The sequence below is a fragment of the Streptomyces sp. NPDC029292 genome (genome assembly GCF_055569295.1).
Window position 1 is genome coordinate 581,627 of sequence record NZ_JBVHXR010000003.1, and the last position, 24,768, is coordinate 606,394.

Consider the following 24,768-nt stretch of genomic DNA (forward strand, 5'->3'; position numbering starts at 1 on the left):
AGGTCAGAACTTGATCCCGCCGAGCAGGCTCGCCAGGCTCTCCCCGCCGGCCTTGATGCTCGGAGCGATGGCCGTACTGGCCAGGTAGAAGCCGAACAAGGTCGACACCAGGCAGTGCGACGCCTTGAGGCCGTCCTTGCGGAAGAAGAGGAACACGACGACGCCGAGCAGGACCACACCTGACATGGACAGGATCATTTGAGTCTCCTGGTTCGTGGGGACAGTCACCATGAGTACTTCCAGGATCACAGCATGTATCCATACGATAAAAGGTGCAACTGGGTGAATCTCTGCCGATTTCACCCAGATGCCGGAGCCGTCTTGGGTCACCTGAGCAGGTCTGTTGTGTCCAGCGGGTCTGCTGTGATCTTTGCCGTGGACAGTGCCGGTCATGTCCTGGTGGAGCCAGTACGCTGGCGATTCACCCGAACGGTTGCAGTGAGAGGCGGTCCGGCCGATGAGTGAAGCCCCCGACCCGGAGGTCGTGGAGCTGGCGACCAAGATCTTCGATCTGGCGCGCCGTGGCGAGACGGAGGCGCTCGTGGCGTATGTGGACGCGGGTGTTCCGGCCAACCTCACCAACGACCGCGGTGACTCGCTCGTGATGCTCGCCGCCTACCACGGCCACGCCGACGCGGTACGGGCCCTGCTGGAGCGCGGCGCCGAGGCCGACCGGATCAACGACCGAGGCCAGACACCGCTCGCCGGGGCCGTCTTCAAGGGCGAGGAGGCCGTGATCCGGGTGCTCCTGGACGGCGGCGCCGATCCCGCCGCGGGCACGCCCTCGGCCGTCGACACAGCGCGCATGTTCGGCAAGACGGAACTGCTCGAACTGTTCGGCGCACACTGACTCGAACGCTCTGACCAGGCGAAACGCAAGAAAAAGGGGAGGCGGAACGGGGCCGCCGGAAATACGGTCGCGGCAGGAAGAACTGCCGAGTCATCATGACGTCGTGATTTACGGACGCGATGGCTGGGCAGGTGTTGCCGCACCGCGCGGGCCGTGATGCGGCCCGCATGGGCCACCGACGAGAGGCAGAGGAAGATGGTCTACAGCAAGCAAGAAACGGCGGGCGCTCCGACGTGTTGTCACGCGGCCAGGTAATGCAGGATCCCGGTTGCGTCGACGCTTGATGTGAGGCTGTTTCCCATGTTCGATCCGGTCATAGCGCCCAGCGGTACGCTGCTCGGCCTCCTCCAGAGGGGCCGCGGCGACGGCACGCTGCACGCGCTCACCGCACCGCGCGCCGAAGCGCTCGCGGCACTGAACCACTGTGTGCTGCGCGACCCCCGCCACGACTGGCAGGTGGAGAACCGCTCCCTGTACTACGCCCGTCTTTACCTTGATCTGAGCGGTGAGCTCGACGAGATCGAGCGGCATCTCTTCGACGTCGAGGACGTCCTCGACACGTGCGAGTCCCGCACCGGGCTCGCCCTCGCGGTCCTCGGGCACCTCGCCTCGTACGGCAGGCGGGACGCCCTCGAACTGCTGCGGCGGTACGCCGCCTTCGGCACCAACTGGGCCTGGGCTCTCGACGAGCTGGCCCTGCGCGACGACGACGCGGGTCTGCGCGCCCTGGCCGTGCCCGTACTCGCCCGCTTCCCGGCCGACGCGGAGGGTGAGGCCGAACTCGCCGCCGCCGTGCGCGACGCCTTCGAACCGCGGCCCTGGCGGCTGTGGGCCGACGACCCGCGCGAATCGATCGGCACGCGCGTGCGTGCCGCCCAGGAAGCCGGGTCCTTCGACCGCTGGCAGCGCCAGATGCGACCATCAGGGCCCCGTCCGGGGTGGAGCGTGCGGGCCGTCTTCGAATGGGCCCAGCAGGGCATCGAACGCGGAGCCGCGCTCCATGTCCCGGCCGCCCGTTGCCTGACGGCCGTCGCAGGCCCCGAGGACCGGCCGGAGATCGTCGAGGCCGCCCGCGGCGGTGGCGACGGAGCCCGCTGCACCGCCCTGCGCTACCTCGCCGACGGCAATGATCCGGACGCCCTCGACCTCATCGAGGGAGCCGTGGCCGACGGTTCGACGACCGTCGCCGACGCCGCCGTCGACGCCTTCGAGCGGATGCGCAGTGTCGCCGCCGTCGACCGGGCCCGAAGTTGGGCGCACCGGCCCGACGCCCTGGGCGCCGCCGCCGGACGGGTGCTCGCCTGCCGCGGCGGAGCGCAGGACAGTGAACTGGTGCTGGGGGCACTGCGGGAAGCGGTACGGGGCGAAGGCCCCGACGCGCCGACCCTGTGGACCCTCGTCGACGGCGCCGGACGGCTCGGCATCGTCTGTGCCGCACCCGTGCTGCGCCATGTGTACCGCGAGACGGCCTCGTCCCATCTGCGCGGGCGCGCCGCCCGCGCCCTCGCCGCCACCGATCCCTCCTTCCCCGCCGGCTTCGCCGTCGAATGCCTGTGGGACTGCGAGGAGACCACTCGCGAGGTCGCCGCACGGCATGCCGAGACCGGTGATGCGCGGGTGGTGGACCAGCTGCGCCGGCTGGCGGCGGATCCGGCCGAGGAGGCGGACGTCCAGACAGCGGTACGCAGCCGGATCGGGCCCGACATGCCCGCCGTATGAACGTGCGGTGACCCGGGAGGCAGGAGGGCGTGGACGCGGGCTGACCTGGACGGGTGTGCAGTGCAACGCTCATGGGACGTTCCCCGTCCGGAAAGATCGACGTTGACGCGGCCACGTCCAGCACGGAGACAACACGGGTATGCGTGTCGTCATCGTGACCGAATCCTTTCCCCCCGATGTGAACGGCGTGGCCCACTGCGCGCTCCAGACCGCCCGGCACCTCGTCGATCGCGGTCACGCTCCCCTCGTCGTCGCCCCGGCCACCGCGGCCGGGAGCGGGCCCGACGCCCTCGCGCCGTGCCCCGTCGTCCGTATCCCCTCCCTACCGCTCCCGGGCTACCCCCAGGTCCGCGTCGCCCTCCCCAGCCGACGCGTCGCCGCGGCGATCACCGAACACCGCGCCGACATCGTCCACCTGGCCAGCCCCTTCATCCTCGGCGTCCGCGGCATGGCGGCCGCCGCCCGGCTCGGCATCCCCGCCGTGGCCGTCTACCAGACCGACCTCGCCGGATACGCCCGTACGTACATGGGTGCGGGCGAAGGCACGGCGTGGCGGCGGATACGTTCCGTGCACGCCGCCGCCGACCGGACGCTCGCCCCGTCCAGCGCCGCCCTGAACGACCTGGAGGCACACGGTGTGCCCCGGGTGCGGCTGTGGCCGCGCGGAGTGGACACCGTCCGCTTCCGTCCCGACCACCGGGACGAGGCGCTGCGCCGAGAGCTGGCGCCGAACGGTGAGCTGATCGTCGGCTACGTCGGCCGGCTCGCCCCCGAGAAGCAGGTCGAGCTCCTCGCCGGTGTCTGTGGTCTGGACGGCGTGCGCGTCGTGGTCGTGGGCGACGGGCCCAGCGAAACGACCTTGACCGGCGCCCTTCCCGGCGCCGCCTTCCTCGGGCGTCGTACCGGCGACGAACTCGCCCGGATCTTCGCCTCGTTGGACGTCTTCGTGCACACCGGCCCCTTCGAGACCTTCTGCCAGACCGTGCAGGAGGCCATGGCCAGCGGCGTGCCCGTCGTCGCGCCCGCCGCGGGCGGACCGCTGGACCTGGTGGCCCACGGGCGTACGGGACTGCTGGTGCCGCCGCGCGACGGGGCCGCCGTACGGGACGCGGTGTGGGCCCTGGCCGCCGATCCCGCGCTGCGGACGGCCTACGGCGCCGCCGCGCGTGCCATGGTCGAGGGCCGCACCTGGGCCGCCGTGGGCGACCAGCTCATCGGGCACTACACCGACATACTGTCCGCGCGGAAGCTGGTGGCGGCATGAGCCTGCGCATCGTACGGCTGGCCAACTTCGTCGCCCCCGCGTCCGGTGGCCTGCGCACCGCACTGCGGGAGCTGGGCACCGGCTACCGGGCGGCCGGTCACGAACCGGTGCTCATCATCCCCGGTGAGCGCGCGAGCGACCGCGAGACCGAACAGGGCCGGGTGATCACCCTGCCCGGGCCGCTGCTGCCGGGGACCGGCGGCTACCGCGTGCTCACGGACAAGCGGCGGGTCGCCCGGCTCCTGGAGTCGCTCGCACCCGACCGCCTCGAGGTCTCCGACCGGACCACCCTGCGCTGGACCGGAGTGTGGGCACGGCGGGCGCGGGTGCCCGCCGTGATGGTGTCCCACGAGACCGCCGACGGGGTGCTGCGGACCTGGGGGCTCCCCGAGGGGATGGCCCGGCGGACCGCCGACGCCCTCAACATCCGTACGGCACACACCTATGCGCGGGTCGTGTGCACCACGGAGTTCGCCGAGCGCGAGTTCGTCCGGATCGGCGCCCGCAATGTCGTACGCGCCCCGCTGGGCGTCGATCTGGTGGGCCGGCACCCCACGCTGCGGGATCCGGGGGTGCGCGCCCACTACGCGCGCGTGGACGAGGCGTTGCTCGTGATGTGCTCCCGGCTGTCCGTCGAGAAGCGGCCGGGCACGGCCCTCGACGCGCTCGAGGCGCTCCTGCGGCGCGGACAGCGTGCTGTTCTCGTCGTCGCCGGGGACGGACCGCTGCGGGCCCGGCTCGAACAGCGGGCCCGGGAGCGGAGGTTGCCCGTCACCTTCCTCGGACATGTCTCCGACCGGGCCCTGCTCGGCGCGCTGCAGGCCTCCGCCGACGTGTGCCTGGCACCCGGGCCCGCCGAGACGTTCGGGCTCGCCGCCCTGGAGGCGATGGCCTGCGGTACCCCCGTGGTGGCCAGCGCGCTGTCCGCGCTGCCGGAGGTCGTCGGGTCCGCCGGGGCCACCGCGGCGGACAGCGGGGACTCCTTCGCGGACGCGGTGCGGCTGCTGCTCGGGCGTCCCGAGGGCGAGCGCAGGGAAGCCGCACGCGCGCGTGCGGAGTGTTTCGGCTGGGACGCCGCGGTGGACGGCTTCCTCGCCGCGCACGACGCGGTGGCCCAGGCGCGGCCGCGCTTGCAGGAGGGCGTCGGATGAGACCCCTTCGGTTCGTGGCCCTCGGGGACTCCCTCACGGAAGGGGTGGGCGACCCCGTGGGGGAGGCCTGGCGAGGGTGGGCCGCGCTGCTCGCCGACGGGCTGAACGCCTCCGTCGAGTTCACCAACCTCGCGGTGAGCGGGGCCCAGACGCGCGACGTATTGGAGCGGCAGACACTGGCGGCGCTCGCCCTCCGCCCGGACGTGGTGTCCGTCGTGATCGGGGTGAACGACACCCTGCGGTGCACCTTCGACATCCACGCCGTGGCAGCCCGGCTCGACCAGGTGTACGCGGCCTTCCGTGAGCAGGACGCCGTCCTGCTCACGGCATGTCTGCCGGATCCCGGCGCGATGCTCGGGCTGCCGGGGGTGCTGGCGCGGCCGCTGGCCCGACGGCAGCGGGCGGTCAACACGGTCGTGCACGCGCTGTCCGAGCGTTACGAAGCCGTGCACTTGCACGCGGCGGAGGGCGACTGGCTGATGGACCGCGCGATGTGGAGCGCGGACCGGCTGCACCCGGGGGAGCGGGGACACCGGCAACTCGCCCTTCGCTTCCACGCGCTGCTCGCGCAGGAGGGCATCGCCACCGGGGCACCGCCCTCGGCCGAGCCCGAGTTTCCCGCGCCCACGCGGTCGGCCAGCCTGTGGTGGCTGGCCACCGCGGGGACCGGGTGGGTGGCCCGGCGGTGCACGGACCTGCTGCCGCAGCTGCTCACGCTCGCCGCGGACGAGGTGCGCCACCGGGCGCGCGGCACCAGCGCACGCCTCGACCTCAGCGCCTCGCACGCCGTGGCGTCCGCGCTGGCCGCGCTGTCGGTGGCGGAACAGCCGGACGCGGCGTGACGGTTCAACGTCGGCACTGGGCCCTTCGGCGTCGGCACTGGGCCCTTCGGTGGCGGCGCAGGGCGTTTCAGCGGCGGCGTACGGCCACGAAGCGGACCGGCGTGCCGGAGGCCGCCTGAGCGGCCGCCGCGAGGTCGGTGGAGCGGACGACCGCGATCACCGGGTACCCCCCGGTGGTCGGATGGTCGGCGAGGAAGACGACCGGTCTGCCGTCGGGCGGCACCTGGACGGCGCCCAGCACCATGCCCTCACTGGGGAGTTCGCCGGAAACGGCCCTCTCCAGTGAGGGCCCTTCCGTACGCAGTCCGATGCGGTTGCTCGCGGAGGAGACCCGGTAGGTGCCGGTCGTCAGGGTGCGCAGGGCCGCCGCCGTGAACCAGTCGTCGCGCGGGCCCGGTGTCACCCGCAGGATCAGCTCGGCGGGCGGACCGGGATGCGGGACGATGTCCACGCGCGCGTGGAGGGCGGCGGGGCGTCCCAGGGGCAGCACCATGCCATCGGTGAGAGGCGGGGGGCCCAGGCCCGAGAGGAGGTCCGTCGAGCGGCTGCCGAGGACCGGGTCCACGGCCACTCCGCCGGAGACGGCCACATAGCTGCGCACCCCGGCGCGGGCGGTGCCGATGTCCAGCAGGGCCTCGGCGGGTACCCGTACGGGCGCTCCCCAGGGCGCCGGACGGCCGTCCACCGTGACCGGGCACGGCGCACCCGTGACCGCCACGGTGACCGCCGAACGCGGGCGCAGGGCACAGCCGTTGAGCGTCGTCTCCAGGACGGCCGCTTCGGAGGGGTTGCCGACGAGCCGGTTGGCCAGCGCCGCCGCGGGCGCGTCGAGCGCGCCGGAGCGGGGGACACCGAGGTGGGCGTGGCCGGGGCGGCCCTGGTCCTGGACGGTGGTCAGGGCCCCGGAGCGCACCACGCAGAGGGCCCGGTCCGTCATGAGCGCCTCGCCGGTACGAAGCGCACGCGGGTTCCCGGAGCCAGCAGCGCGGCCGGCACGCGCGCGTGGTCCCACAACACCGCGTCCGTCGTGCCGATCAGCTGCCAGCCGCCCGGCGACGAGCGCGGGTACACGCCCGTGTACGGGCCCGCGAGCGCCACGGAACCCGCCGGAACCGTCGTACGCGGGGTCGCCCGACGGGGCACGTCGTACCGGGAGGGCAGTCCCGTGAGGTAGCCGAAGCCGGGCGCGAACCCGCAAAAGGCGACGCGGAATTCGGCCGCCGCGTGGATCTTCGGCACCTCGTGCTCGGGAACACCCCACAGGGCCGCGACATCCGCCAGGTCGGGACCGTCGTACCGTACGGGGATCTCGATCGCCTCGTCCGCGCGTGCGGACGGCGGCGGGATGACCCACGTGGGGAGCTGGTCCGCCAGGTGCCCGGGGTCGTCCAGGCCGTCCAGGAGGACCGTGCGGGCCGCGGGGACGATCTCCCGTACGGACAGGGAGCCCTCCGCGCGGCGGCGCAGCAGTTCGGCGTGCAGGGCCTGGGCCGCGTCGCCCGAGGAGACCTCGACGAGCAGGGCGTGGTCGCCGACGGGGAGCGCCCTCATACGGTCGCCGCCCGGTTGTGCCCTCATACGAACGCCGCCCGGTTGTGCCCTCATACGAACGCCTCCACGCGGACGCCCGAGGACTCCAGCCGGGCGCGGACCCGGCGGGCCAGGTCCACCGCGCCCGGGGTGTCGCCGTGCAGGCACAGGGAGCGGGCGCGGACCCGGATGCGCTCCCCGGAGTGTGCCGTCACGGTGCCGCAGCGGGCGAGGCCCACCGAGCGTTCGACGACCGCCTCGGCGTCCGTGATCACCGCGCCGTCCCGGGTGCGCGGCACGAGGGTGCCCTCCTCGGTGTAGGCGCGGTCCGCGAACGCCTCGGTGGCGGTGGGCAGTCCGGCCTTCTCGGCCAGCTTCAGGAAACGGGACGACGGGAGGCCGAGGACGGGCAGGCCGGTGCCCGCGAGCAGGACGCCGTCGACGACCGCCCCCGCCTGCTCCTCGTCGTGCACGACGCGGTTGTAGAGCGCGCCGTGCGGCTTCACGTACGACACGCGCGAGCCCGCCGCGCGCGCGAAGACCTCCAAGGCGCCGATCTGGTAGGCCACTTCGGCCGCCAGTTCGTCGGAAGGCACGTCCATCGCGCGCCGCCCGAACCCCGCCAGGTCGCGGTAGGAGACCTGGGCGCCGATCCGTACGCCCCGCTCGGCCGCCAGCTCGCACACCCGTCGCATGGTGGCCGCGTCCCCGGCGTGGAAGCCGCAGGCCACATTGGCGCTGGTGACGACGGACAGCAGCTGTTCGTCGTCGGTCAGCCGCCAGCGGCCGAAGCCCTCGCCGAGGTCGGCGTTGAGATCGATCGGGGTCATGAGGTGCTGTCTCTCCTGTCTCTGCTGCTCAGGCCACGCGGTACTGCTCGTCACGGGTGTCCGTGAGGAACATCTGCCCGGGTGCGTGGGTGATCGCGAACGGTGGTCGGGAGGCCATCACGGCCGCCTGGGGCGTCACCCCGCAGGCCCAGAACACCGGGATGTCGTCCGGTGCGGCGTCGACCGGATCGCCGAATTCGGGGCGCGAGAGATCCTCGATGCCCAGGCCGGACGGCTCGCCGCAGTGCACCGGGCTGCCGTGCACGGCGGGCAGGAGGCTGCTCTCCCTGATCGCCGCGGCCAGATGTTCCGGCGGGACCGGGCGCATCGACACCACCATGGGGCCGTGCAGCCGCCCCGCCGGGCGGCACTGGCGCCCCGTCACGTACATGGAGACGTTGCGGCCCTGCTCGATGTGGCGCATCGGGACACCCGCCTCGGCCAGCGCCCACTCGAAGGTGAAGCTGCACCCGATGAGGAAGGAGACCAGGTCGTCGCGCCAGTGGGCGACCACGTCCGTGGGCTCGTCGGCCAGCTCGCCGTGCTCCCACACCCGGTAGCGCGGCAGGTCGGTGCGCAGGTCAGCGCCCGGAGCGAGCGGAGTGGTCCAGGAACCGGCGTCCGTGACGTCGAGGACCGGGCACGGTTTCGGGTTGCGCTGGCAGAACAGCAGCATGTCGTACGCCCAGTCGGCGGGCACCGAGATGAGGTTCGCCTGGGTGTGGCCCGCGGCGACTCCGGCGGTGGGGCCCGACGCGCCCGAACGGAACTGGGCGCGCGCCTTCTTGGGGGTCCACGCGCGTGTGTCCCCGTCGAGAAGGAGGTCGAACGGACGGTCCTGGACGGTGTCGTTCACAGGAGTTCCTTCCCGCGAGTCTCGGGGAGCCCGATCAGCGCCAGGGCGGCGAGGGCGTAGCCGATCGCGCCGAAGACCAGCGCGCCGCCCACGCCCCAGCTGTCGGCCAGGAAGCCGACCGCTGTGGGGAAGGCGGCGCCCACCGCGCGGCCGGTGTTGTACGTGAAGCCCTGCCCCGTGCCACGCACCGCCGCGGGGTACAGCTCGCTGAGGAACGAGCCGAAGCCGCTGAAGATCGCCGACATACAGAAGCCGAGCGGGAAACCGAGCACCAGGAGAACGGTGTTGGCACCGCTGGGGATGTTGGCGTACACGAGGATGCAGGCCGCGGAGAGGATCGCGAAGAGCAGGATGTTGCGCTTGCGGCCCAGCCTGTCGGTCAGGTAACCGCCCGTGAGGTAGCCGATGAAGGCCCCGGAGATCAGGAATGTGAGATAGCTGCCGGTGCCGACGACGGACAGTCCGCGCTCCGTCTTCAGGTACGTGGGCACCCATGTGGCCAGCGTGTAGTAGCCGCCCTGGACGCCCGTGGACAGCAGGACCGCGAAGAACGTGGTGCGCAGCAGGCCGGGAGCATCGGCCGTGGCGGGCCTGAAGATCGCCGCGAACGACCCCTTCTGGGCGCTCTTCTGGCGCTCGGCGGCCGCCTCCGGAGCGTCGTGCACCCGGCGGCGCACCCAGACGACGAGCAGCGCCGGGAGCGCGCCGGTCCAGAACATCACGCGCCAGGCGAGGTCGTCGCCGAGGAACTGGAACACCAGCGTGTAGACGATCACGGCCAGCGCCCAGCCGACGGCCCAGGAGCTCTGGATCGCGCCGAGCGTGCGGCCGCGGTGCTTCGCGCTCGCGTACTCGGCGACCAGGATCGCGCCGACCGCCCACTCGCCGCCGAAACCGAGACCCTGAAGGGCCCGGAACACCAGCAGCGTCTCGTAGTTGGGCGCGAAACCGCAGGCCACCGTGAACACCGCGTAGGTGGCCACGGTGATCATCAGCGCCTTGACGCGCCCGATCCGGTCCGCGACCACACCCGCGATCGCGCCGCCGACCGCCGAGACGACCAGCGTGACGGTGGTGAACAGGCCCGTCTGGCCGCTGTCCAGGCCGAAGTACGCCGCCAGCGCGACCATGCTCAGCGGCAGTGTGAAGTAGTCGTACGAGTCGAGGGCGTAGCCGCCGAACGCGCCGGCGAAGGCGCGGCGGCCCCGCGGACCGAGCGCCTGCAGCCAGGCGAACGGGCCTTCCTGGGCGGTGAGTTCATCCGCGCCGGACGGGGTGTCGGCGGTCAGGGCCTGGGGTGGAGGGGTCGTGCTCATGGGCACCTCGCAGTGAGGGACGGAGGGTGCTTGAGGACTGAGCCGTGCCATGCCGTGCGGGAAGTGCTCGGCGCCGGTGCGGTGCGGAGCGGTGCGGAGCGGTGTGATGCCGTCGTGCGATGCGGTCGTGAGGCCGGCGCCTGAACGTCAAGGTAGAGGATCGTTGAACAATCCCTCAATACCTATGTTGTTTCGTTCTTGTATCTGCGATTGAATTCCGGGCATGGCAGAGCTGACGGAACTGGCCGACGATCGCGCCCTGCTGGGCCGCACCAGCACCGCCGAGCGGGTCTCGGACATCCTCAGGAGCCGCATCGCCGAGGGCTACTTCCCGCCCGGGACGCGGCTGTCCGAGGACAGCATCGGCGGGGCGCTCGGCGTCTCCCGCAACACGCTGCGCGAGGCGTTCCGGCTGCTCACGCACGAGCGGCTGCTGGTGCACGAGCTCAACCGCGGGGTCTTCGTGCGGGTGCTGACCGTCGAGGACGTCGAGGACATCTACGGCACCCGCCGGCTCGTCGAGTGCGCGGTGGTCCGCGAGCTCGGCAAGCCGCCGTACGCCGTGGACGGCCTCGCCAAGGCGGTCGGGGACGGGCGGCGGGCGGCGGGCGAAGGTGACTGGAAAGGCGTCTCCACCGCCAACATCCACTTCCACCGGGAGCTGGTCGCGCTCGCCGGAAGCGCCCGCACCGACGAGCTGATGCGCAGCGTCTTCGCCGAACTCCGCCTCGCCTTCCATGTGGTGGACGACCCTCGGCGGCTGCACGAGCCGTACCTCGCGCGCAACCAGGAGATCCTCCGGACCCTCCAGGCGGGCGACCGGGACGCGGCCGAGCAGCTGCTCGCGGTCTATCTCGACGACTCGCTGCAGGGGCTCGTGGCGGTGTACGGGCGGCGGGTGGCCGACGGCGGGCAGGGGATCGGCTGAGGCGCCACGGGACGGGTGCGGGACCGGTGCGGGGTACGGGACGACGACTCGTTCCGCGGCTGTGTGGCGACGGTCACCGAGGATCACCGCGGATCAGTGCGCGAACCGGATCACTGCCTATCACTGCGCGATCACGAAGCCGAAGGCCATGACCGGCTGTGACGGCCGGTCGCTTCTGCGTCGTTTCGACCGTTGTCAGACCGAGGACCTAGTCTGTGCACCGTGACTTCGCCTGCATCGACGGACAGCGTTCCGCCCCAGCTCAGCGCGGGGCCGCGCCCCGCTCCGGGCCCGGCCGCCGACGAGGGCCTGGCTCGGCGGCTGCGCGCGCTCGCCTGCACCGCGCCGCTGCACGACCTCGACGTGCGCAAGGCGAACCTCGCGGGTGAGTACACGGTGTACGGCATGGCCGAGGTGGCCCTCGCCGCCATCGACCTCGTCACACTGAACATGGACTTCGACACGGGTGCCGACCACGACCAGATAGTGGCCAGGCTCATCCCGCGCATCGCCGCCCAGGCCCCGCAGCGGCCCGTCGCCGAGCACGAGCGCGTGGCCCGCTGGGTCCTGGAGAACCTGATCAACGTCGGCAGCGTCGACCGAGGCTTCCGGGCCGTATACGGCACGTTCGCCCCCGACGGCTCCTATGTGCGCCGCGACTACGACTTCAAGCTCATCGAAGAGGTGCCCGGATACGGGGGAAGCGTCTATCTCCGTACGACGGACGAAGCGGTCAACGTCCTCGTCGGCGCCCTCGACACCGACGTCACCAGCGCGCAGATCGCCGCCGAGGTCAAGCTGGAGGTGCTGATCAGCCGCGGCCGGCTCGCCGACGCGCAGCTCGCCGCCGAGCAGGCCCGGTACCGGACCGTGCAGTACTCGGAGACGCTCCGCAGGGCACTGGACGCGACCCGGCGCAATGTGCGCGCCGTCGACTGGCTCCAGGCCGTGCCCGACATGATCGCGGAGGCCCTCGACCACGTCGCCGACCGCTACCGCCACGAGAACGCGATCCTCACCAACATCCGCAAGGCCCGCGACGAGTCCGAGGACCCCGAGCAGAAGCGCCGCGCCGCCGAGCTCGTCGACATCGTCAAGGACTGCATCCGCAGGCATACGCAGCTCCAGTCCCGGCTGCTGGAAGCCGGGCCGCTGTTCCGCGCCGAGCAGGACCGGCAGGCCTTCGCCACGCCCATGACGACCTCGGGGATCGATCTCTACGGCCACCTCGTCGCGCCCGTGCTGCCACTGCCCGTGGCGCAGGCGCTGCGCGTGACCGACGCCTTCTTCGCTCGCGGGACGGGGCTGCGCACACCCGTCGCCGTACGCGTCGGGGACCTCGTCGACATACTGCTGACGCCGCCCCTGGAGCGGGAGCACCTCGGTGCGGAGATGCCCGAGCCCGATCTCATCGCCACTCCCGACGACAGCCGGTTCAGCGAGGAGCAGCTGGCGAGCGCGATGGAGTTGCTCGATCTGCCCGCGGATGCCCCGCGGCGGCTGTCCGGGCTGCTCGCGGAGGCGCGCCGCCGGGATCCCGAACTGCCGTACCTGGTCGCGCTGTTGGCCGTGCACGCGGCCAGTCCGCCGGTCGGTACCGCCTACCGGCAGGGCGAGAAGAAACTGCTGTTCGCCGTGGACGACGGGACCGAGCTGGATGATCCGGAGTTCGGCGGGGCGGATCTCATCGTGGGGATGGCTCTGCTGGACGCGGCCGGGATGGCGGCGGACCGGACGGAAGCAGCATGACCGTCCGGACGGAAGTCGCAGGACAGTGACGTACGTGATGAAGCACCAGCCGAACAAGGAGCCCCAGTCGTGACCGAGCACGTCGAGTGGAGTGAGCCGGAGGCCGTCGCCGCACCGGCGAACGCCCCCGTCACCCCCGCCGACGCCGCCGACGCGGCGCGGCTCGTCGCCTTCGGGCTGCAGCCCAAGCTGCAGCCCGCGCGCGACCAGGAGTACGCGGAGCTGCTGCGCCGCTACCGCGAGGACCCGCCGTTCGCGCGGCTCGCCGACGCCGTGGCCGCCGGGCTCGGCCTTGTCGTCCTGGAGGTGTCCCCGCGCGCGGGGATGGCGGTGACCGCCGCCGAGGACTCCGTGTTCGCCGTCCGCATGGGCGACTACGCGCGTCGTGCGTCGGCCGACTCGGGGGACCGCTTCCTGCACGGGCTCGCCCACCTCGCCGTCGCCGCGATGGCGTTCCCGCGGCCCGAGGACCTCGCGGACGACGGGTACATCGGGCGCGTCTCGGTCAACGGCGTCGACGCGTTCGTACGGCAGGCCTGTCGCCGTCTGGAGGAGCGGGCGGAGGAACACGGCGAGAACACCGACCCGGCCACGGACGCGCCCGGACTGGAGGCGGCCTGGCGCATCTGGGCCCGGCGCAGCTCCACCGGCGCCACCAAGGACGCGCGAAGACTGGCCGGTTCGACCACCGGCATCGTCGCCAAGGCCGTCGCGTTTCTCACCGACTCAGGGTTCCTGCAGCGCACCGGGGACGACGCCGGCGGGACGTACCGGACGACGGCCCGCTACCAGCTCCAGGTCCGTGACATGGCGGGCAGTGCCGCGATGGCCGAGCTGCTCGAGCTCGGCATCGTCCCGGTGACCGACGGCACCGCGAGTCTGCTGCCCGCCGAGGACACCGACGACCTGGAACTGGCGGCCGGTGCCGGACTGCCGTTCCACTCCTGACCGCCCCCACTTCGTTGACGACTACGAGAGTCCGCCGCCATGTACGAGCTGTCCCGGGTCCGCCTCTATTCCATCGGGCCTGCCGGTGCGCGCTACGCCGACACCGTGCTTGACCTGCGGGGTGTGGGCGAGCCGGTGCCCGACCCCGCGCCCACCCAGGCGGAGTTCTTCGAGGAGGAGCCCGTCGGGCCGCCGCGCCGGCCCGCACCCGCGGGCGTGCTCTTCCTGGAGAACGGCGGCGGCAAGTCGGTCCTGCTCAAGCTGATCTTCTCCGTGATGCTGCCGGGCCACCGGAACACGCTGGGCGGCGCCAGCTCCGGTGTGCTGCGCAAGTTCCTGCTCGCCGACGACTGCGGGCATGTCGCGCTGGAATGGCAGCACACGCTGACCGGCGAGTGCGTCGTGGTCGGCAAGGCGAGCGAATGGCGGGGGCGGCAAGTCTCCAATGATCCACGGAAGTTCGCGGAGGCCTGGTACTCCTTCCGGCCCGGCCCCGGGCTGAGCCTGGACAATCTGCCGGTCGCCGAGTCCACCGCCGTACGGCCGCCCGTCGAGGGCGCGTCCGGTGCGCAGGGGCGGCGGCGCACCATGAAGGGCTTCCGGGACGCGATCACCGAGGCGGGCAAGGCGTACCCGCACCTCGAAGTGCACTGGGAGGAGATCCACGACCGCTGGAACGAGCACCTCGGCGACCTGGGCCTCGACCCCGAACTCTTCCGCTACCAGCGGGAGATGAACGCGGACGAGGGCGAGGCCGCCGGGCTTTTCGCGGTCAAGAAGGACTCCGACTTCACGGACCTGCTGCTGCGCGCGGTCACCGACACCCGGGACACGGACGGGCTCGCCGACCTGGTCGGTGGCTTCGGTAACAAGCTGGGACGGCGCGCCGAGCTCATCGCCGAGCGCGACTTCACGGCCGGGTCCGCGGACCTGCTCGGACGGATCGTCGAGGCCGCCGAGGCACGGGCACGCGCGCGTGACATCCATGCGGGCGCCGAGCGGCGCACGCGGACGCTGGCGCGGCGGCTGTCCGCGCGGGCCGTGCAGGAGCGCGTACGCTCCGGCGAACTCGCGCAGCGCGTGACCGCCGCCGCGTACGCCGTCACCCATGCCGAGGGCGCCCGCGAGCGCAGTTCCCTGATCGCGGCCGAACTCGCCTACCGCCACGCCTCGTTGGCGCTCGCCGGGGCCGAGAAGTCCGCCGCCGCGCAGAAGCGTGAGCTGGCCGACGCGCGCACGCTGCACTCGGCCTGGCAGGCCGCCGAGGCTGTGCTGCGGCACCGCGCCGCCGCCGACCGCTCCGCGCGCGTGGCCGCCGCGATCCGCGAGGCCGAGCGGGACGCCGCACCGGCGCTCGCCGCGCGGGCCAAGGCCGCCGTCGACCTCGTCCGAGCCCTGCACCGCGCCGCCGAGGGCGCCGAGGCGCTCGCCAACGAGGAGGAAGAGCGGTCCGCCGGGATCCAGGAGGTCGGCGAGACCGCGTATGCCGACTCGACCGCCGCTGCCACCGCCGCACAGCGCGCCCGCAGCGAGATCGGGCATCTGCGTCAGCGTCTGACCGAGGTCGAGCAGGAGACCGCCGAGGCGGTCCGCGCGGGCTGGCTCGACGACAGCGCCCCCGACGCCGACCCGGCCAGGGCCGCCCTGGCCGCCAGCGACGCCGAGAAGACGGCCGTCGCGGCCTGGGACACCGCCCGCGAGGCCTCGCGGCGCGCCTCGGAGCACGCCCGCGAGGCGGCTTCCGCGGAATCCCGGGCCGAGCTGACGGCGGCCCGCGCGGCGGACGCCGCCACGGCGGCGGAGCGGGCCTACGACGCAGAGCGGCGCACCGCTGAGGCGCTGGCGGGGGAGGAGCGGCTGGCGGAGCTGCTGAGCCTGCCGGGCGCCTTCGGCGCGGGGCGTCGGGGCGTGCCGGTGCCGCGAGCGGGAGGCGACGGGACTGCCGCGGGCGCGGCGGTGCCACAGACAGGAGGCAGCGCAGCCGAGGGCGTCGGCAACGACAGCCAGGGTGGTGCCCGTACGGCGCGACAGCGCCCCGGCGCCGACGACGGCGAACTCCAAGCAGACGGGCGCGGCCAGGTGGGCGGCGCGGTGGCGGCCCGCTCGGGCGGTGGCGCCGACGGGGCGCGGGCCGACGCCCGGCCCGCGGCGGAAGACCCCCTCACCGCCGAGCAGCTGGACCACTACGCCGACGAACTCCGCGAACTCCTCGACGACGGTGTCGCCGCCGCAGAGCGGCAGCTCTTCGAGCTGCGCACCGCCGCGGCGGACGACGCACGCATCCTCGGGGCGCTCGGCGACGGCGGGCTGCTGCCGCCCGGCCCGGATGTCCTGGCCACCGTCGAGTACCTCGGCGAGCATGGGATCCCCGCCCTGCCCGGCTGGCGTTACCTCGCGCAGGCCGTCGACCCCGCCGACCACGCGCGCGTGCTGGCCGCGAGGCCGGAGCTGGTCGACGGCGTGATCATCACCGACCCCGACACACACGCGCGGGCTCGCGAGGCGCTCACCGACGCCGCTCTGCTGCCACGGTCCGCCGTCGCCGTCGGCACGGCCGCCGCGCTGCTCGCCCCGACCCCGGCCCCCGACGCCGGCGACAGCGGTGTCTTCCTCGTACCCCCGAACCCGGCGATGCACGACGAGCACGCCGCCGACGAGGAACGGCAGGCGCTACGCGCCCGCGCGAGCGGGCGCGACGAGGAGATCCGGGCGCTCGCGGCCCGGCTCGGCAAGGACCGCGAGCTGGCGGCGCGCCTCGCGTCCTGGCGCACCGGCTGCCCCGCGGGGCGGCTCGTCGAGCTCGCCGCGGCCGCCCTGGACGCGCGCACGTTCGCCGAGGAGGCCGAGGCCGAGCTCGCGGAGGCGCGCACGGTGCGGGCCGAGGCCGACGAGGCCGCCGCCGAGGCGGCGCTCGTACGCGACGAGCGTCAGGAGGCCGCCCAGCGGGCCCGGCGCGCCGCCGACGCGCTCGCCGGGCTCGCTTTCCGGCTGCGCGAGCGTGCCGGATGGCAGGTCCAACTGCGCGAACTCGCCGACGAGGCAACGGAGTCGGAGGCCCGCGCCCAGGTCTGCCTGGAGCGTGCCCGCGCTGCCGACGAGGACCGCCGCGCCGCCCAGCGCGCCGCCGACGACGCCCGCCGCACGGCCCGCGCGCTGCGCGCCGAGCGCGCGGAGATCGCGGGCGCCCCCGACGACGTACCGGAGGACGAGACGGGTGCGGCGAAGTCGTCGCTGCCCGCCCTGCGCGAGGCCTACCGGGCCGCGTCCCAGCTGTACGAGAAGGTCGGCGTCGGCGCCGATCTGCGGGCCGAGCAGGCGCGGGCCGAGAGCGACGAGAGCGCGGCGCTCGCCGAGTGGGACCGGCTCAGCAACAAGGTGCGGACGCGCGCGGCGCAGCTCCTGGAGTCGCCGGACGGTTCCGACGGACCGTCCCGGCAGGCCGCGGCCGCCCGCGCCGAGGAGCTGGTGCAGCTCCTGGAGACCCGTATGTCGACCGCGAGCGAGCAGCTCGGGCGGCTGCGCGGCGAGGCGGAGCGGCACGCGCCCGAGGACGGCGAGGTGCACACCGAGCTGTCCGAGGAGCTGCTCCCGCGCGACGCCGAGCACGCGCAGAGCCTGCTGCGCACCGCCACCGGTGAACTCGCCTCGCGTACGGAGGCGTTGAGTCAGGCGCGCGAGTCCCACGCCGAGCTGCTCGCCGCCCACCGTGCCGCCGAGGACGCGGCCGGCGGCTTCGACGAGACCGCCGCCCTGCTCCGTGACCTGCTGCGTGAACACTCCGACGACGAGCAGGAGGAGCCCGAGCCCTACCCGGGCACCCTCGAAGAGGCCCGTCAGTCCGCCGCCGAGGCCCGCCGTTCGCTGCGCGGCTGCGCCGCCGACCTGTCCGCCGCCGAGGCCGCCGTGCGCGAGGCGAGCGACATCCTCGTACGGCATGCCAACTCCACGCGCTACGAGCAGGTGCGCACCCCCGCCCGGCAGCAGATCCGCGAGCTGCCCGCGTCCGCGCTGCCCGAGCACGCCCAGAAGTGGGCGGACGCCTTCGCACCCCGACTGCGCGTCCTCACCGACGAGTTGGAGCAGCTGGAGCGCAACCGGGACTCGATCGTGGACCGGCTGCGCGGGCTCGTCGAGTCGGCGCTGGCGACCCTGCGGTCCGCGCAGCGGCTGTCCCGGCTCCCCGAAGGGCTCGGTGAGTGGTCGGGGCAGGAGTTCCTGCGCATCCGCTTCGAGGAGCCGGACCAGGCCACGCTCACCGAGCGGCTCGGCGAGGTGGTCGACGAAGCCACCCGCGCGGCGGTCAAGAAGAACTCGGACATGCGCCGCGACGGCATGTCGCTGCTGCTGCGCGGGGTCGGTGCCGCGCTCCAGCCGAAGGGTGTCGCCGTCGAGATCCTCAAGCCGGACGCCGTACTGCGCGCCGAACGTGTCCCGGTCGGACAGATGGGCGACGTCTTCTCGGGCGGCCAGCTGCTCACCGCCGCCATCGCGCTGTACTGCACGATGGCGGCCCTGCGCAGCAACGACCGGGGCCGCGACAAGCACCGGCACGCCGGCACGCTGTTCCTGGACAACCCCATCGGGCGCGCCAACGCGACGTATCTGCTGGAGCTCCAGCGGGCCGTCTCCGACGCGCTGGGCGTCCAACTCCTCTACACCACCGGCCTGTTCGACACGACCGCGCTCGCCGAGTTCCCGCTCGTCATCCGGCTGCGCAACGACGCCGACCTGCGCGCCGGGCTGAAGTACATCAGCGTGGAGGAACACCTGCGGCCGGGACTGCCGCGTGAGGCTCCCGCCGGGGAAGTCGTGCACACCGAGATCACGGCGACGCGGATGTTCAAGCGCCCGGCGCCGAGTGCCTCGTAGGACGTACGGTCGTGGGGAACTGCGGGCCGTTTGTGGCTGGTCGCGCAGTTCCCCACGCCCCTCACAGGGCGCTCGGTCTACACGTCCTCCTTCAAGAGATCCGCGCACTTCTCGCCGATCATCATCGTCGTGATGCACGGATTGACGGAGATGAGATCCGGCATCACCGAGCCGTCCGCGACCCGCAGACCGTCGACCCCCTTGACCCGCAGCCGCGCGTCGAGCGGGGCCGAGGCGTCGTCGTCCGCGCCCATCTTCACGGTGCAGGACGGGTGGTAGACGGTGTTGTGGGTCTTGTGGATGTAGTCGAGCAGCTCGTCGTCCGTGCGGACGTCCGGGCCGGGAGCAAGCTCCGCACCCGCCCAGCCGCCCAGCGCGGGCTGTGCCGCGATCTTCCGAGCGAGCTTCAGCCCGTACGTCATCACGCGCACGTCGTGCTCGTGCGTGAAGTAACGCGGGTCGACCATCGGCTTGTCCCGGTAGTCGCGGGTACGCAGCCGCACCGTGCCCCGTGACTTCGCGCGCGTGACGTTCGGCGTGAGGCAGAACGCGTTCTCGGACGTCGGATAGCCCCACCGCGCGGTGTTCATGTCGAACGGCACCGAGCCGTAGTGGTACATCAAGTCCGGCCGGTCCAGGCCGGGTTCGGTGTCGTAGAAGATGCCCGCTTCCCACCACTGGCTGGACGTGGTGGTCATCGGCTGCTTGGCCTCCCACATGATGACGCCCTCGGGGTGGTCCTGGAGGTTCTCGCCGACGCCCGCCGAGTCCACCACGACCTCGACCCCGACCTCGCGCAGCTGCTCGGCGGGTCCGATGCCCGAGAGCATCAGCAGCTTCGGCGTGTCGATGGACCCGCAGGACACGATCACCTCGCGGCGGGCGCGTACCGTCCGTGTGTGGATCAGGTCCGGGTCGAGGTACTCGGCGCCCACGCAGCGGCGTCCTTCGAGGACGAGCTTCTTGGCCCGTACTCCGGTGCGCACCTCCAAGTTGGGCCGCTTGCCGATGACCGGGTGGAGATACGCCACCGACGAGGACTGCCGGATGTTGTTCTCGTCGGAGTTGATCTGGAACCAGTTGGCGCCGCGTACCACGGTCGTACCGGTGTTGAAAGCGGTGGTGGGAATGCCCGCCTGCGCGCACGCCTCCAACAGGGCGGTGCCACAAGGGTCTTCGCCCTTCAGCGTGCGCAGCTTCACCGGGCCGGTGCGGCCGTGGTGGTCGCCGGGAGCGTCGTTCGACTCCAGCCGCTGGTAGAGCGGGAAGAGTTCGGCCGCGCTCCAGCCCGTACAGCCCCCCGCCGCCCAGTCGTCCAGATCCTCCGCGGGCGCCCAGAAGGCGATACAGGAGTTGTGCGAGGAACAGCCGCCGAGCACCTTGGCGCGGGCGTGCCGCATGAAACTGTTGCCGCTGGCCTGCGGCTCGACCGGGTAGTCCCAGTCGTAGCCGGACTCCAGCAGGCCCATCCAGCGCTCCAGCTTCAGGACATCGTCGTCGCCGACATCGCTGGGCCCTGCCTCCAGGACGCACACGGTGACGGACGGGTCCTCGGAGAGCCGGGCCGCGACCACGTTGCCCGCGGTGCCGCCGCCGACCACGACATAGTCGAACTCATCGACGTTCATGGGGAGTTGACCTCCTTGTACTCCTTGTAGCCGGGATTCAGTCGGTCGCGGGTGCGCCGACGTGAGCCGCTGCGGAACCGCTCTGCAGCCGGTGCTCCTCCAGCACGCCGGTCTTGTGGCGCTGGACGAACCAGTAGTAGGCGAAGCCGCCGCCGGCGATGACCGCGACGAACAGGACCGCGCCCCAGCGCAGGTACCAGTGGAACGGGGCGGCGGCGTTGTAGACCTCGGCCCGCGGCCAGATCAGGTTGATCGTCATGGCCGCGCCCCACACCACCGCGACGATGTTGACGAGCAGGCCCCAGCGGCCCAGCGAGAACTTGCCGTCGCCCGCGGGCTCCCACTTGCCGCGCAGCCGGGCCACCAGCATCGGCGCCGTGACACCGAGATAGGCGAGGTAGATCATGATGATGCCGATACTGGTGACCACGGTGAAGATCTGCGGCTGGCGGATGTTGACGACGAGGATCGCCACCGCCAGGACGCCGATGATCACCGCGGGGAGCACCGGGGTCTGGAAGCGCGGGCTGACCCGCGCCATGAGCGAGGACGCGGGCAGGTTGTTGTCCCGGGACATCGCGAAGGCCAGCCGGATCGCCGCCGTGTGCACCGCGAGCGCGCACACCGTGACCGCGATCAGCACGCACCACAGCATCGCCTTGCCGGCCGTCGGGCCGAGCACGTCGAGCACGATGTACTGCAGCCCGTCCGTGGACAGCTTGTCGCCCTTGAGGCTGGAGACGCTCATCAGCGCGAGCAGCAGCACCAGTCCGCCGAGGATGAACGAGGCGACGATGGCGCGGATGATGGCGCGCGGGGCGTTGCGGGACGGGTCCAGGGACTCCTCGCCGAGCGAGGCGGCGGTGTCGAAGCCGTACATGACGTACGCGGACGCCAGTGAGGCCACGAGGAACGCGCCCAGGTACCCGGCTTGGTGGCCCGTCCCCGTGCCGTTCGTCTCCATGACCACCTGCGGGCCGCGCGTGATGTGCACGGCGAACAGGACGATCAGCACGACCGTGGCGACCAGCTCGATGAAGACGCCCGCGCTGTTGATGGTGGCCATCAGCTTCACGCCGAAGGCGTTCACCAAGGTCGTGAACAGGATGAGGACCGTGGCCAGGACGACCGCGTTCGTCGCCACGTCGTACTTGCCGGTGCCGTCCCCGACGAACTGGAACGCCGACGAGATCTGCGGCAGCGTCAGCTGGTAGGCGAGCGCCACGGCCGAGATCGACACGATCGACGCGATCAGCATCATCCAGCCCGCGAGCCAGCCGAGATGCGGATTGCCTATCTTCTTCGACCAGTTGTAGACGGAGCCCGCCACGGGATAGCGGGCGGCCAGTTCCGCGAAGCACAGCGCGACCATGAACTGCCCGATGAAGACCATCGGCCAGGACCACCAGTAGGCGGGACCGCCGCTGCCGTAGCCGAAGTAGAAGAGCTGGAACGTGCCGGTGAGGATGGAGATGTAGCTGATGCCGGCGGCGAAGGTGTGGAAGTTGCCTAGGGTGCGCTTGAGTTCGGGCTTGTACCCGAACTCGGCCAACTCGGCATCGTCGTGGCCGTGTTGGCCGGATGGTGGCTGCTCGGATGGCTGTGTGGTTGTCGTCATGAGCGGACTCCTGGGGGAGGGGTGAGGGAGCTCGGCTCGTTGCGGGTGCCGGGATCTTGGATGGGGAGGTGGAGCCTCAGGCGAACCAGCCCTGCGGGGAAGGGTCGGTGTTGCGCCAGATGTGCTTGGCCTCGCGGTACTCGGCCAGACCGGAAGGCCCGAGCTCGCGCCCGAAGCCGGACTGCTTGAATCCGCCCCACTCGGCCTGCGGGACGTACGGGTGGTAGTCGTTGATCCACACCGTGCCGATCCGCAGCAGGGCCGCGACCCGCTGCGCCTTGGCCGCGTCGGTGGTCCAGACGGCGCCCGCGAGCCCGTAGATGGTGTCGTTGGCGAGCCGGACGGCGTCGGCCTCGCTCGTGAAGCGCTCCACGGTCAGCACGGGCCCGAAGGACTCGTCCTGGACCACGGACATGTCGCCCGTGCACTCGTCCAGCACGGTCGGCGGATAGTAGAAGCCCTCGTCGAAGTCGGGCCCGGACGGCCGCGCGCCACCGCACCGCAGCACCGCGCCCTCCGCGATGCCCCGCTCGACGTAGGTCTCGACCTTGGCGCGATGGGCCGCCGAGATCAGCGGACCGGTCTGCGCCCGCTCGTCGAACGGTCCGCCGAGGCGGATCTCCGCGGCCCGGCGTACGACCTCGTCGACGAACCGGTCGTGCAGCGAGTCCTCGACCAGCAGCCGCGCGCCCGCCGAGCAGACCTGCCCGGAGTGCAGGAAGACGGCGGTCAGCGCCATGTCGACCGCCGTGTCGAAGTCGGCGTCCGCGAACACGATGTTGGGGTTCTTGCCGCCCAGTTCCAGGGCGACCTTCTTGACCGTCCCGGCCGCGGCGGCCATCAGCCGGCGGCCGGTCTGGAGACCGCCCGTGAAGGAGACGAGGTCCACGTCCGGGTGGTCGGCGAGCGGTGCGCCCGCCTCGGGACCGGCGCCCAGGACCAGATTGGCCACCCCCGCCGGGAGCCCGGCCTCCTCCAGCAGCCGCATCAGATGGATCGCCGTGTGCGGGGTCAGCTCGCTCGGCTTGAGGACGAAGGTGTTGCCCGCGGCGAGCGCGGGGGCGACCTTCCACGCCGTCTGCAGCAGCGGGTAGTTCCAGGGCGTGATCAGCGCGCAGACCCCGACGGGCTCGTACACGACCCGGCTGTCGACGCTCGCCGTCCCCGTCTCGACGACCCGGCCCGTCTCGGCGGCGGCCAGCCGCCCGAAGTAGCGGAAACAGTTCGCGATGTCGTCGATGTCGTACTCGCTCTCGACGAGCCGCTTGCCCGTGTCCAGCGACTCCGCGCGGGCGAGGGCTTCCTTGTCGCGCAAGAGGAGGTCGGCGACGCGCAGCAGCAGGTCACCGCGGTCCGGCGCCGGGGTCGTCGGCCACGGGCCCTCGTCGAAGGCGCGCCGCGCGGCGGCGATCGCCTCGACCGTGTCCTTGCCGCCCGCCTCGTCGACGACGCCGACCAGGGAACCGTCGGCGGGACAGCGGATCTCCCGGGTGCGCTCGTCGAGTGCACCCCGCCAGGAGCCGTCAATGTAGAGGTCAGGCACGGGGGCCTCCCAATTGCGTGATCAACCACTCATGGAAGATCCCGATGTGATGCTCGGTCGGAACCAGCACACCACCGTTCCGGTACGCCCGCGATGTCATCGCAGGCTGCGTACGTTCACAGGCTTCGAAATCCTGTTCGTTCACGCGGTGGAAGAGCTCGACCGACTTGGACACGTCGGCGCCGGACTCCACGACCTCCGGCGCGTAGAGCCAGTCGCACTCCACGACCGTGCGGTCCTCGGCGAGCGGGAACATGCGGTGCAGGATGACATGGTCCGGGACCAGATTGATGAAGACCGTGGGTTTCACAGTGATTGCGTAGTAGCGGCGGTCCTGGTCGTCCGAGACCGCGGGGAGCTTGGCGAAGCCCTCGCTGCCGTCGACCGTGAACCCCTTGATCTCCTCGCCGAACTCCGCGCCGTGACCGACGTAGTACTGGGCGGCGTACCCGTCCGCGAACTCCGGGAGTACGTCGGTGAGCTCGGGGTGGATCGTCGCGCAGTGGTAGCACTCCATGAAGTTCTCGACGATCAGCTTCCAGTTCGCCTTCACGTCGTACGTGATGCGCCTGCCGAGCGCGAGGTTCTCGGTGCCGTAGTGCTCGATGGCCGCCGCGTTGCCGAGCCGCTCGACGGCCGCGCCCATCACCGTCTCCTCGAAGGAGGGCGGCGCGTCGGCCAGGCACACCCAGGCGTAGCCCAGCCACTCCCGCAGCGCGACCTTGACCAGGCCGTACTCGACACGGTCGACGTCCGGCATCTTGACCAGGTTCGGCGCGGCGACCAGCTTGCCGTCGAGGTCGTAGGTCCAGGCGTGGTAGGGGCACTGGAGGTTGCGGCGGACCTCGCCGGACTCCTCGGTGCACAGCTGGGCGCCGCGGTGCCGGCAGATGTTGAGGAAGGCGCGCAGCTCGCCGGTGCGGGAGCGGGTGATGAGGACGCTCTCGCGGCCTACCTGGACGGTGCGGAAGGCGCCGGGCTTCGCGAGATCGGCGGAGCGGACGGCGCAGAACCACATCGACTCGAAGAGCCGCTCCTGCTCCTGACGGAAGATCTCCGGGTCGGTGTAGTAGTGCCCGGGGAGGGTGCTGATCAAGCTGGGGGAGACGGGGGTCGTCGTCACGTGC

General features: G+C 72.2%; 19 protein-coding genes. 9 read left to right on the forward strand and 10 right to left on the reverse strand.

Annotated features, from left to right (window positions below):
* Window positions 1-3: 3 nt before the first annotated feature.
* Window positions 4-198, reverse strand: a complete 195-nt coding sequence (locus tag ACZ4WS_RS10910) for a hypothetical protein (RefSeq protein WP_189188106.1) — start codon at window positions 196-198, stop codon at window positions 4-6.
* 259 nt (window positions 199-457) lie between these two features.
* Here ACZ4WS_RS10910 and ACZ4WS_RS10915 point away from each other — a divergent pair, with 259 nt between their 5' ends.
* From ACZ4WS_RS10915 to ACZ4WS_RS10935, 5 genes are all read left to right on the forward strand, one after another.
* Window positions 458-850 (forward strand): ankyrin repeat domain-containing protein, encoded by a 393-nt coding sequence (locus tag ACZ4WS_RS10915; protein ID WP_467979154.1) that lies wholly within the window; start codon window positions 458-460, stop codon window positions 848-850.
* A 300-nt stretch (window positions 851-1,150) separates the two neighbouring features.
* Entirely contained in the window at window positions 1,151-2,569 is a 1,419-nt protein-coding gene (locus tag ACZ4WS_RS10920; RefSeq protein WP_467979155.1) for a HEAT repeat domain-containing protein, read from the forward strand.
* A 139-nt stretch (window positions 2,570-2,708) separates the two neighbouring features.
* On the forward strand, window positions 2,709-3,833 hold the full coding sequence (locus ACZ4WS_RS10925; RefSeq protein ID WP_467979159.1) for a glycosyltransferase family 4 protein: 1,125 nt from the start codon (window positions 2,709-2,711) through the stop codon (window positions 3,831-3,833).
* On the forward strand, window positions 3,830-4,984 hold the full coding sequence (locus tag ACZ4WS_RS10930; RefSeq protein WP_467979161.1) for a glycosyltransferase: 1,155 nt from the start codon (window positions 3,830-3,832) through the stop codon (window positions 4,982-4,984). Before ACZ4WS_RS10925 ends, ACZ4WS_RS10930 begins: the two co-directional genes overlap by 4 nt.
* Window positions 4,981-5,826 carry an SGNH/GDSL hydrolase family protein gene (locus ACZ4WS_RS10935; RefSeq protein ID WP_467979163.1) on the forward strand — a complete coding sequence of 282 codons (846 nt, stop codon included), beginning with the start codon at window positions 4,981-4,983 and terminating at the stop codon, window positions 5,824-5,826. Before ACZ4WS_RS10930 ends, ACZ4WS_RS10935 begins: the two co-directional genes overlap by 4 nt.
* A gap of 67 nt (window positions 5,827-5,893) precedes the next feature.
* Here the strand turns inward: ACZ4WS_RS10935 and ACZ4WS_RS10940 are convergent, their stop codons facing one another.
* Genes ACZ4WS_RS10940 through ACZ4WS_RS10960 form a run of 5 tightly spaced genes read right to left on the reverse strand, consistent with a single transcriptional unit; the run spans window position 5,894 to window position 10,358 of the window.
* Window positions 5,894-6,763 carry a 5-oxoprolinase subunit C family protein gene (locus ACZ4WS_RS10940; RefSeq protein ID WP_467979164.1) on the reverse strand — a complete coding sequence of 290 codons (870 nt, stop codon included), beginning with the start codon at window positions 6,761-6,763 and terminating at the stop codon, window positions 5,894-5,896.
* Window positions 6,760-7,377: a 5-oxoprolinase subunit B family protein gene (locus tag ACZ4WS_RS10945; RefSeq protein ID WP_467979285.1), complete on the reverse strand. Its 618-nt coding sequence runs from the start codon at window positions 7,375-7,377 to the stop codon at window positions 6,760-6,762. Before ACZ4WS_RS10945 ends, ACZ4WS_RS10940 begins: the two co-directional genes overlap by 4 nt.
* 50 nt (window positions 7,378-7,427) lie before the next feature.
* Entirely contained in the window at window positions 7,428-8,186 is a 759-nt protein-coding gene (locus ACZ4WS_RS10950) for a LamB/YcsF family protein (RefSeq protein ID WP_467979166.1), read from the reverse strand.
* Window positions 8,187-8,214: 28 nt separating this feature from the next.
* The gene (locus tag ACZ4WS_RS10955; RefSeq protein WP_467979168.1) at window positions 8,215-9,042 is read right to left on the reverse strand and encodes a putative hydro-lyase; all 828 of its coding nucleotides are present in this window, start codon (window positions 9,040-9,042) and stop codon (window positions 8,215-8,217) included.
* The gene (locus ACZ4WS_RS10960; RefSeq protein WP_467979170.1) at window positions 9,039-10,358 is read right to left on the reverse strand and encodes an MFS transporter; all 1,320 of its coding nucleotides are present in this window, start codon (window positions 10,356-10,358) and stop codon (window positions 9,039-9,041) included. Before ACZ4WS_RS10960 ends, ACZ4WS_RS10955 begins: the two co-directional genes overlap by 4 nt.
* 223 nt (window positions 10,359-10,581) lie before the next feature.
* Here ACZ4WS_RS10960 and ACZ4WS_RS10965 point away from each other — a divergent pair, with 223 nt between their 5' ends.
* The 4 genes from ACZ4WS_RS10965 (at window position 10,582) to ACZ4WS_RS10980 (ending at window position 18,852) form a co-directional block, all read left to right on the forward strand.
* Window positions 10,582-11,286 (forward strand): GntR family transcriptional regulator, encoded by a 705-nt coding sequence (locus ACZ4WS_RS10965; protein ID WP_467979172.1) that lies wholly within the window; start codon window positions 10,582-10,584, stop codon window positions 11,284-11,286.
* Window positions 11,287-11,508: 222 nt separating this feature from the next.
* Window positions 11,509-13,035 (forward strand): hypothetical protein, encoded by a 1,527-nt coding sequence (locus tag ACZ4WS_RS10970; RefSeq protein ID WP_467979174.1) that lies wholly within the window; start codon window positions 11,509-11,511, stop codon window positions 13,033-13,035.
* 69 nt (window positions 13,036-13,104) lie between these two features.
* On the forward strand, window positions 13,105-13,983 hold the full coding sequence (locus ACZ4WS_RS10975; protein ID WP_467979176.1) for a hypothetical protein: 879 nt from the start codon (window positions 13,105-13,107) through the stop codon (window positions 13,981-13,983).
* 39 nt (window positions 13,984-14,022) lie between these two features.
* Window positions 14,023-18,852, forward strand: coding sequence for a hypothetical protein (locus ACZ4WS_RS10980; protein WP_467979178.1), 4,830 nt, complete (start codon window positions 14,023-14,025; stop codon window positions 18,850-18,852).
* A 77-nt stretch (window positions 18,853-18,929) separates the two neighbouring features.
* On the opposite strand, the gene ACZ4WS_RS10985 is transcribed toward ACZ4WS_RS10980, so the two are convergent.
* The 4 genes from ACZ4WS_RS10985 to ACZ4WS_RS11000 form a co-directional block, all read right to left on the reverse strand.
* A complete protein-coding gene (locus ACZ4WS_RS10985) occupies window positions 18,930-20,480 on the reverse strand; it encodes a GMC family oxidoreductase (protein ID WP_467979180.1) in 1,551 nt (516 codons plus the stop codon).
* A 37-nt stretch (window positions 20,481-20,517) separates the two neighbouring features.
* Window positions 20,518-22,098, reverse strand: a complete 1,581-nt coding sequence (locus ACZ4WS_RS10990) for an APC family permease (protein WP_467979182.1) — start codon at window positions 22,096-22,098, stop codon at window positions 20,518-20,520.
* 76 nt (window positions 22,099-22,174) lie between these two features.
* Window positions 22,175-23,641: an aldehyde dehydrogenase family protein gene (locus ACZ4WS_RS10995; protein WP_467979184.1), complete on the reverse strand. Its 1,467-nt coding sequence runs from the start codon at window positions 23,639-23,641 to the stop codon at window positions 22,175-22,177.
* Complete coding sequence (locus ACZ4WS_RS11000) at window positions 23,634-24,764, reverse strand: aromatic ring-hydroxylating oxygenase subunit alpha (RefSeq protein WP_467979186.1); 1,131 nt, start codon at window positions 24,762-24,764, stop codon at window positions 23,634-23,636. The genes ACZ4WS_RS10995 and ACZ4WS_RS11000 overlap by 8 nt, the downstream gene beginning before the upstream one ends.
* Window positions 24,765-24,768 lie beyond the last annotated feature (4 nt).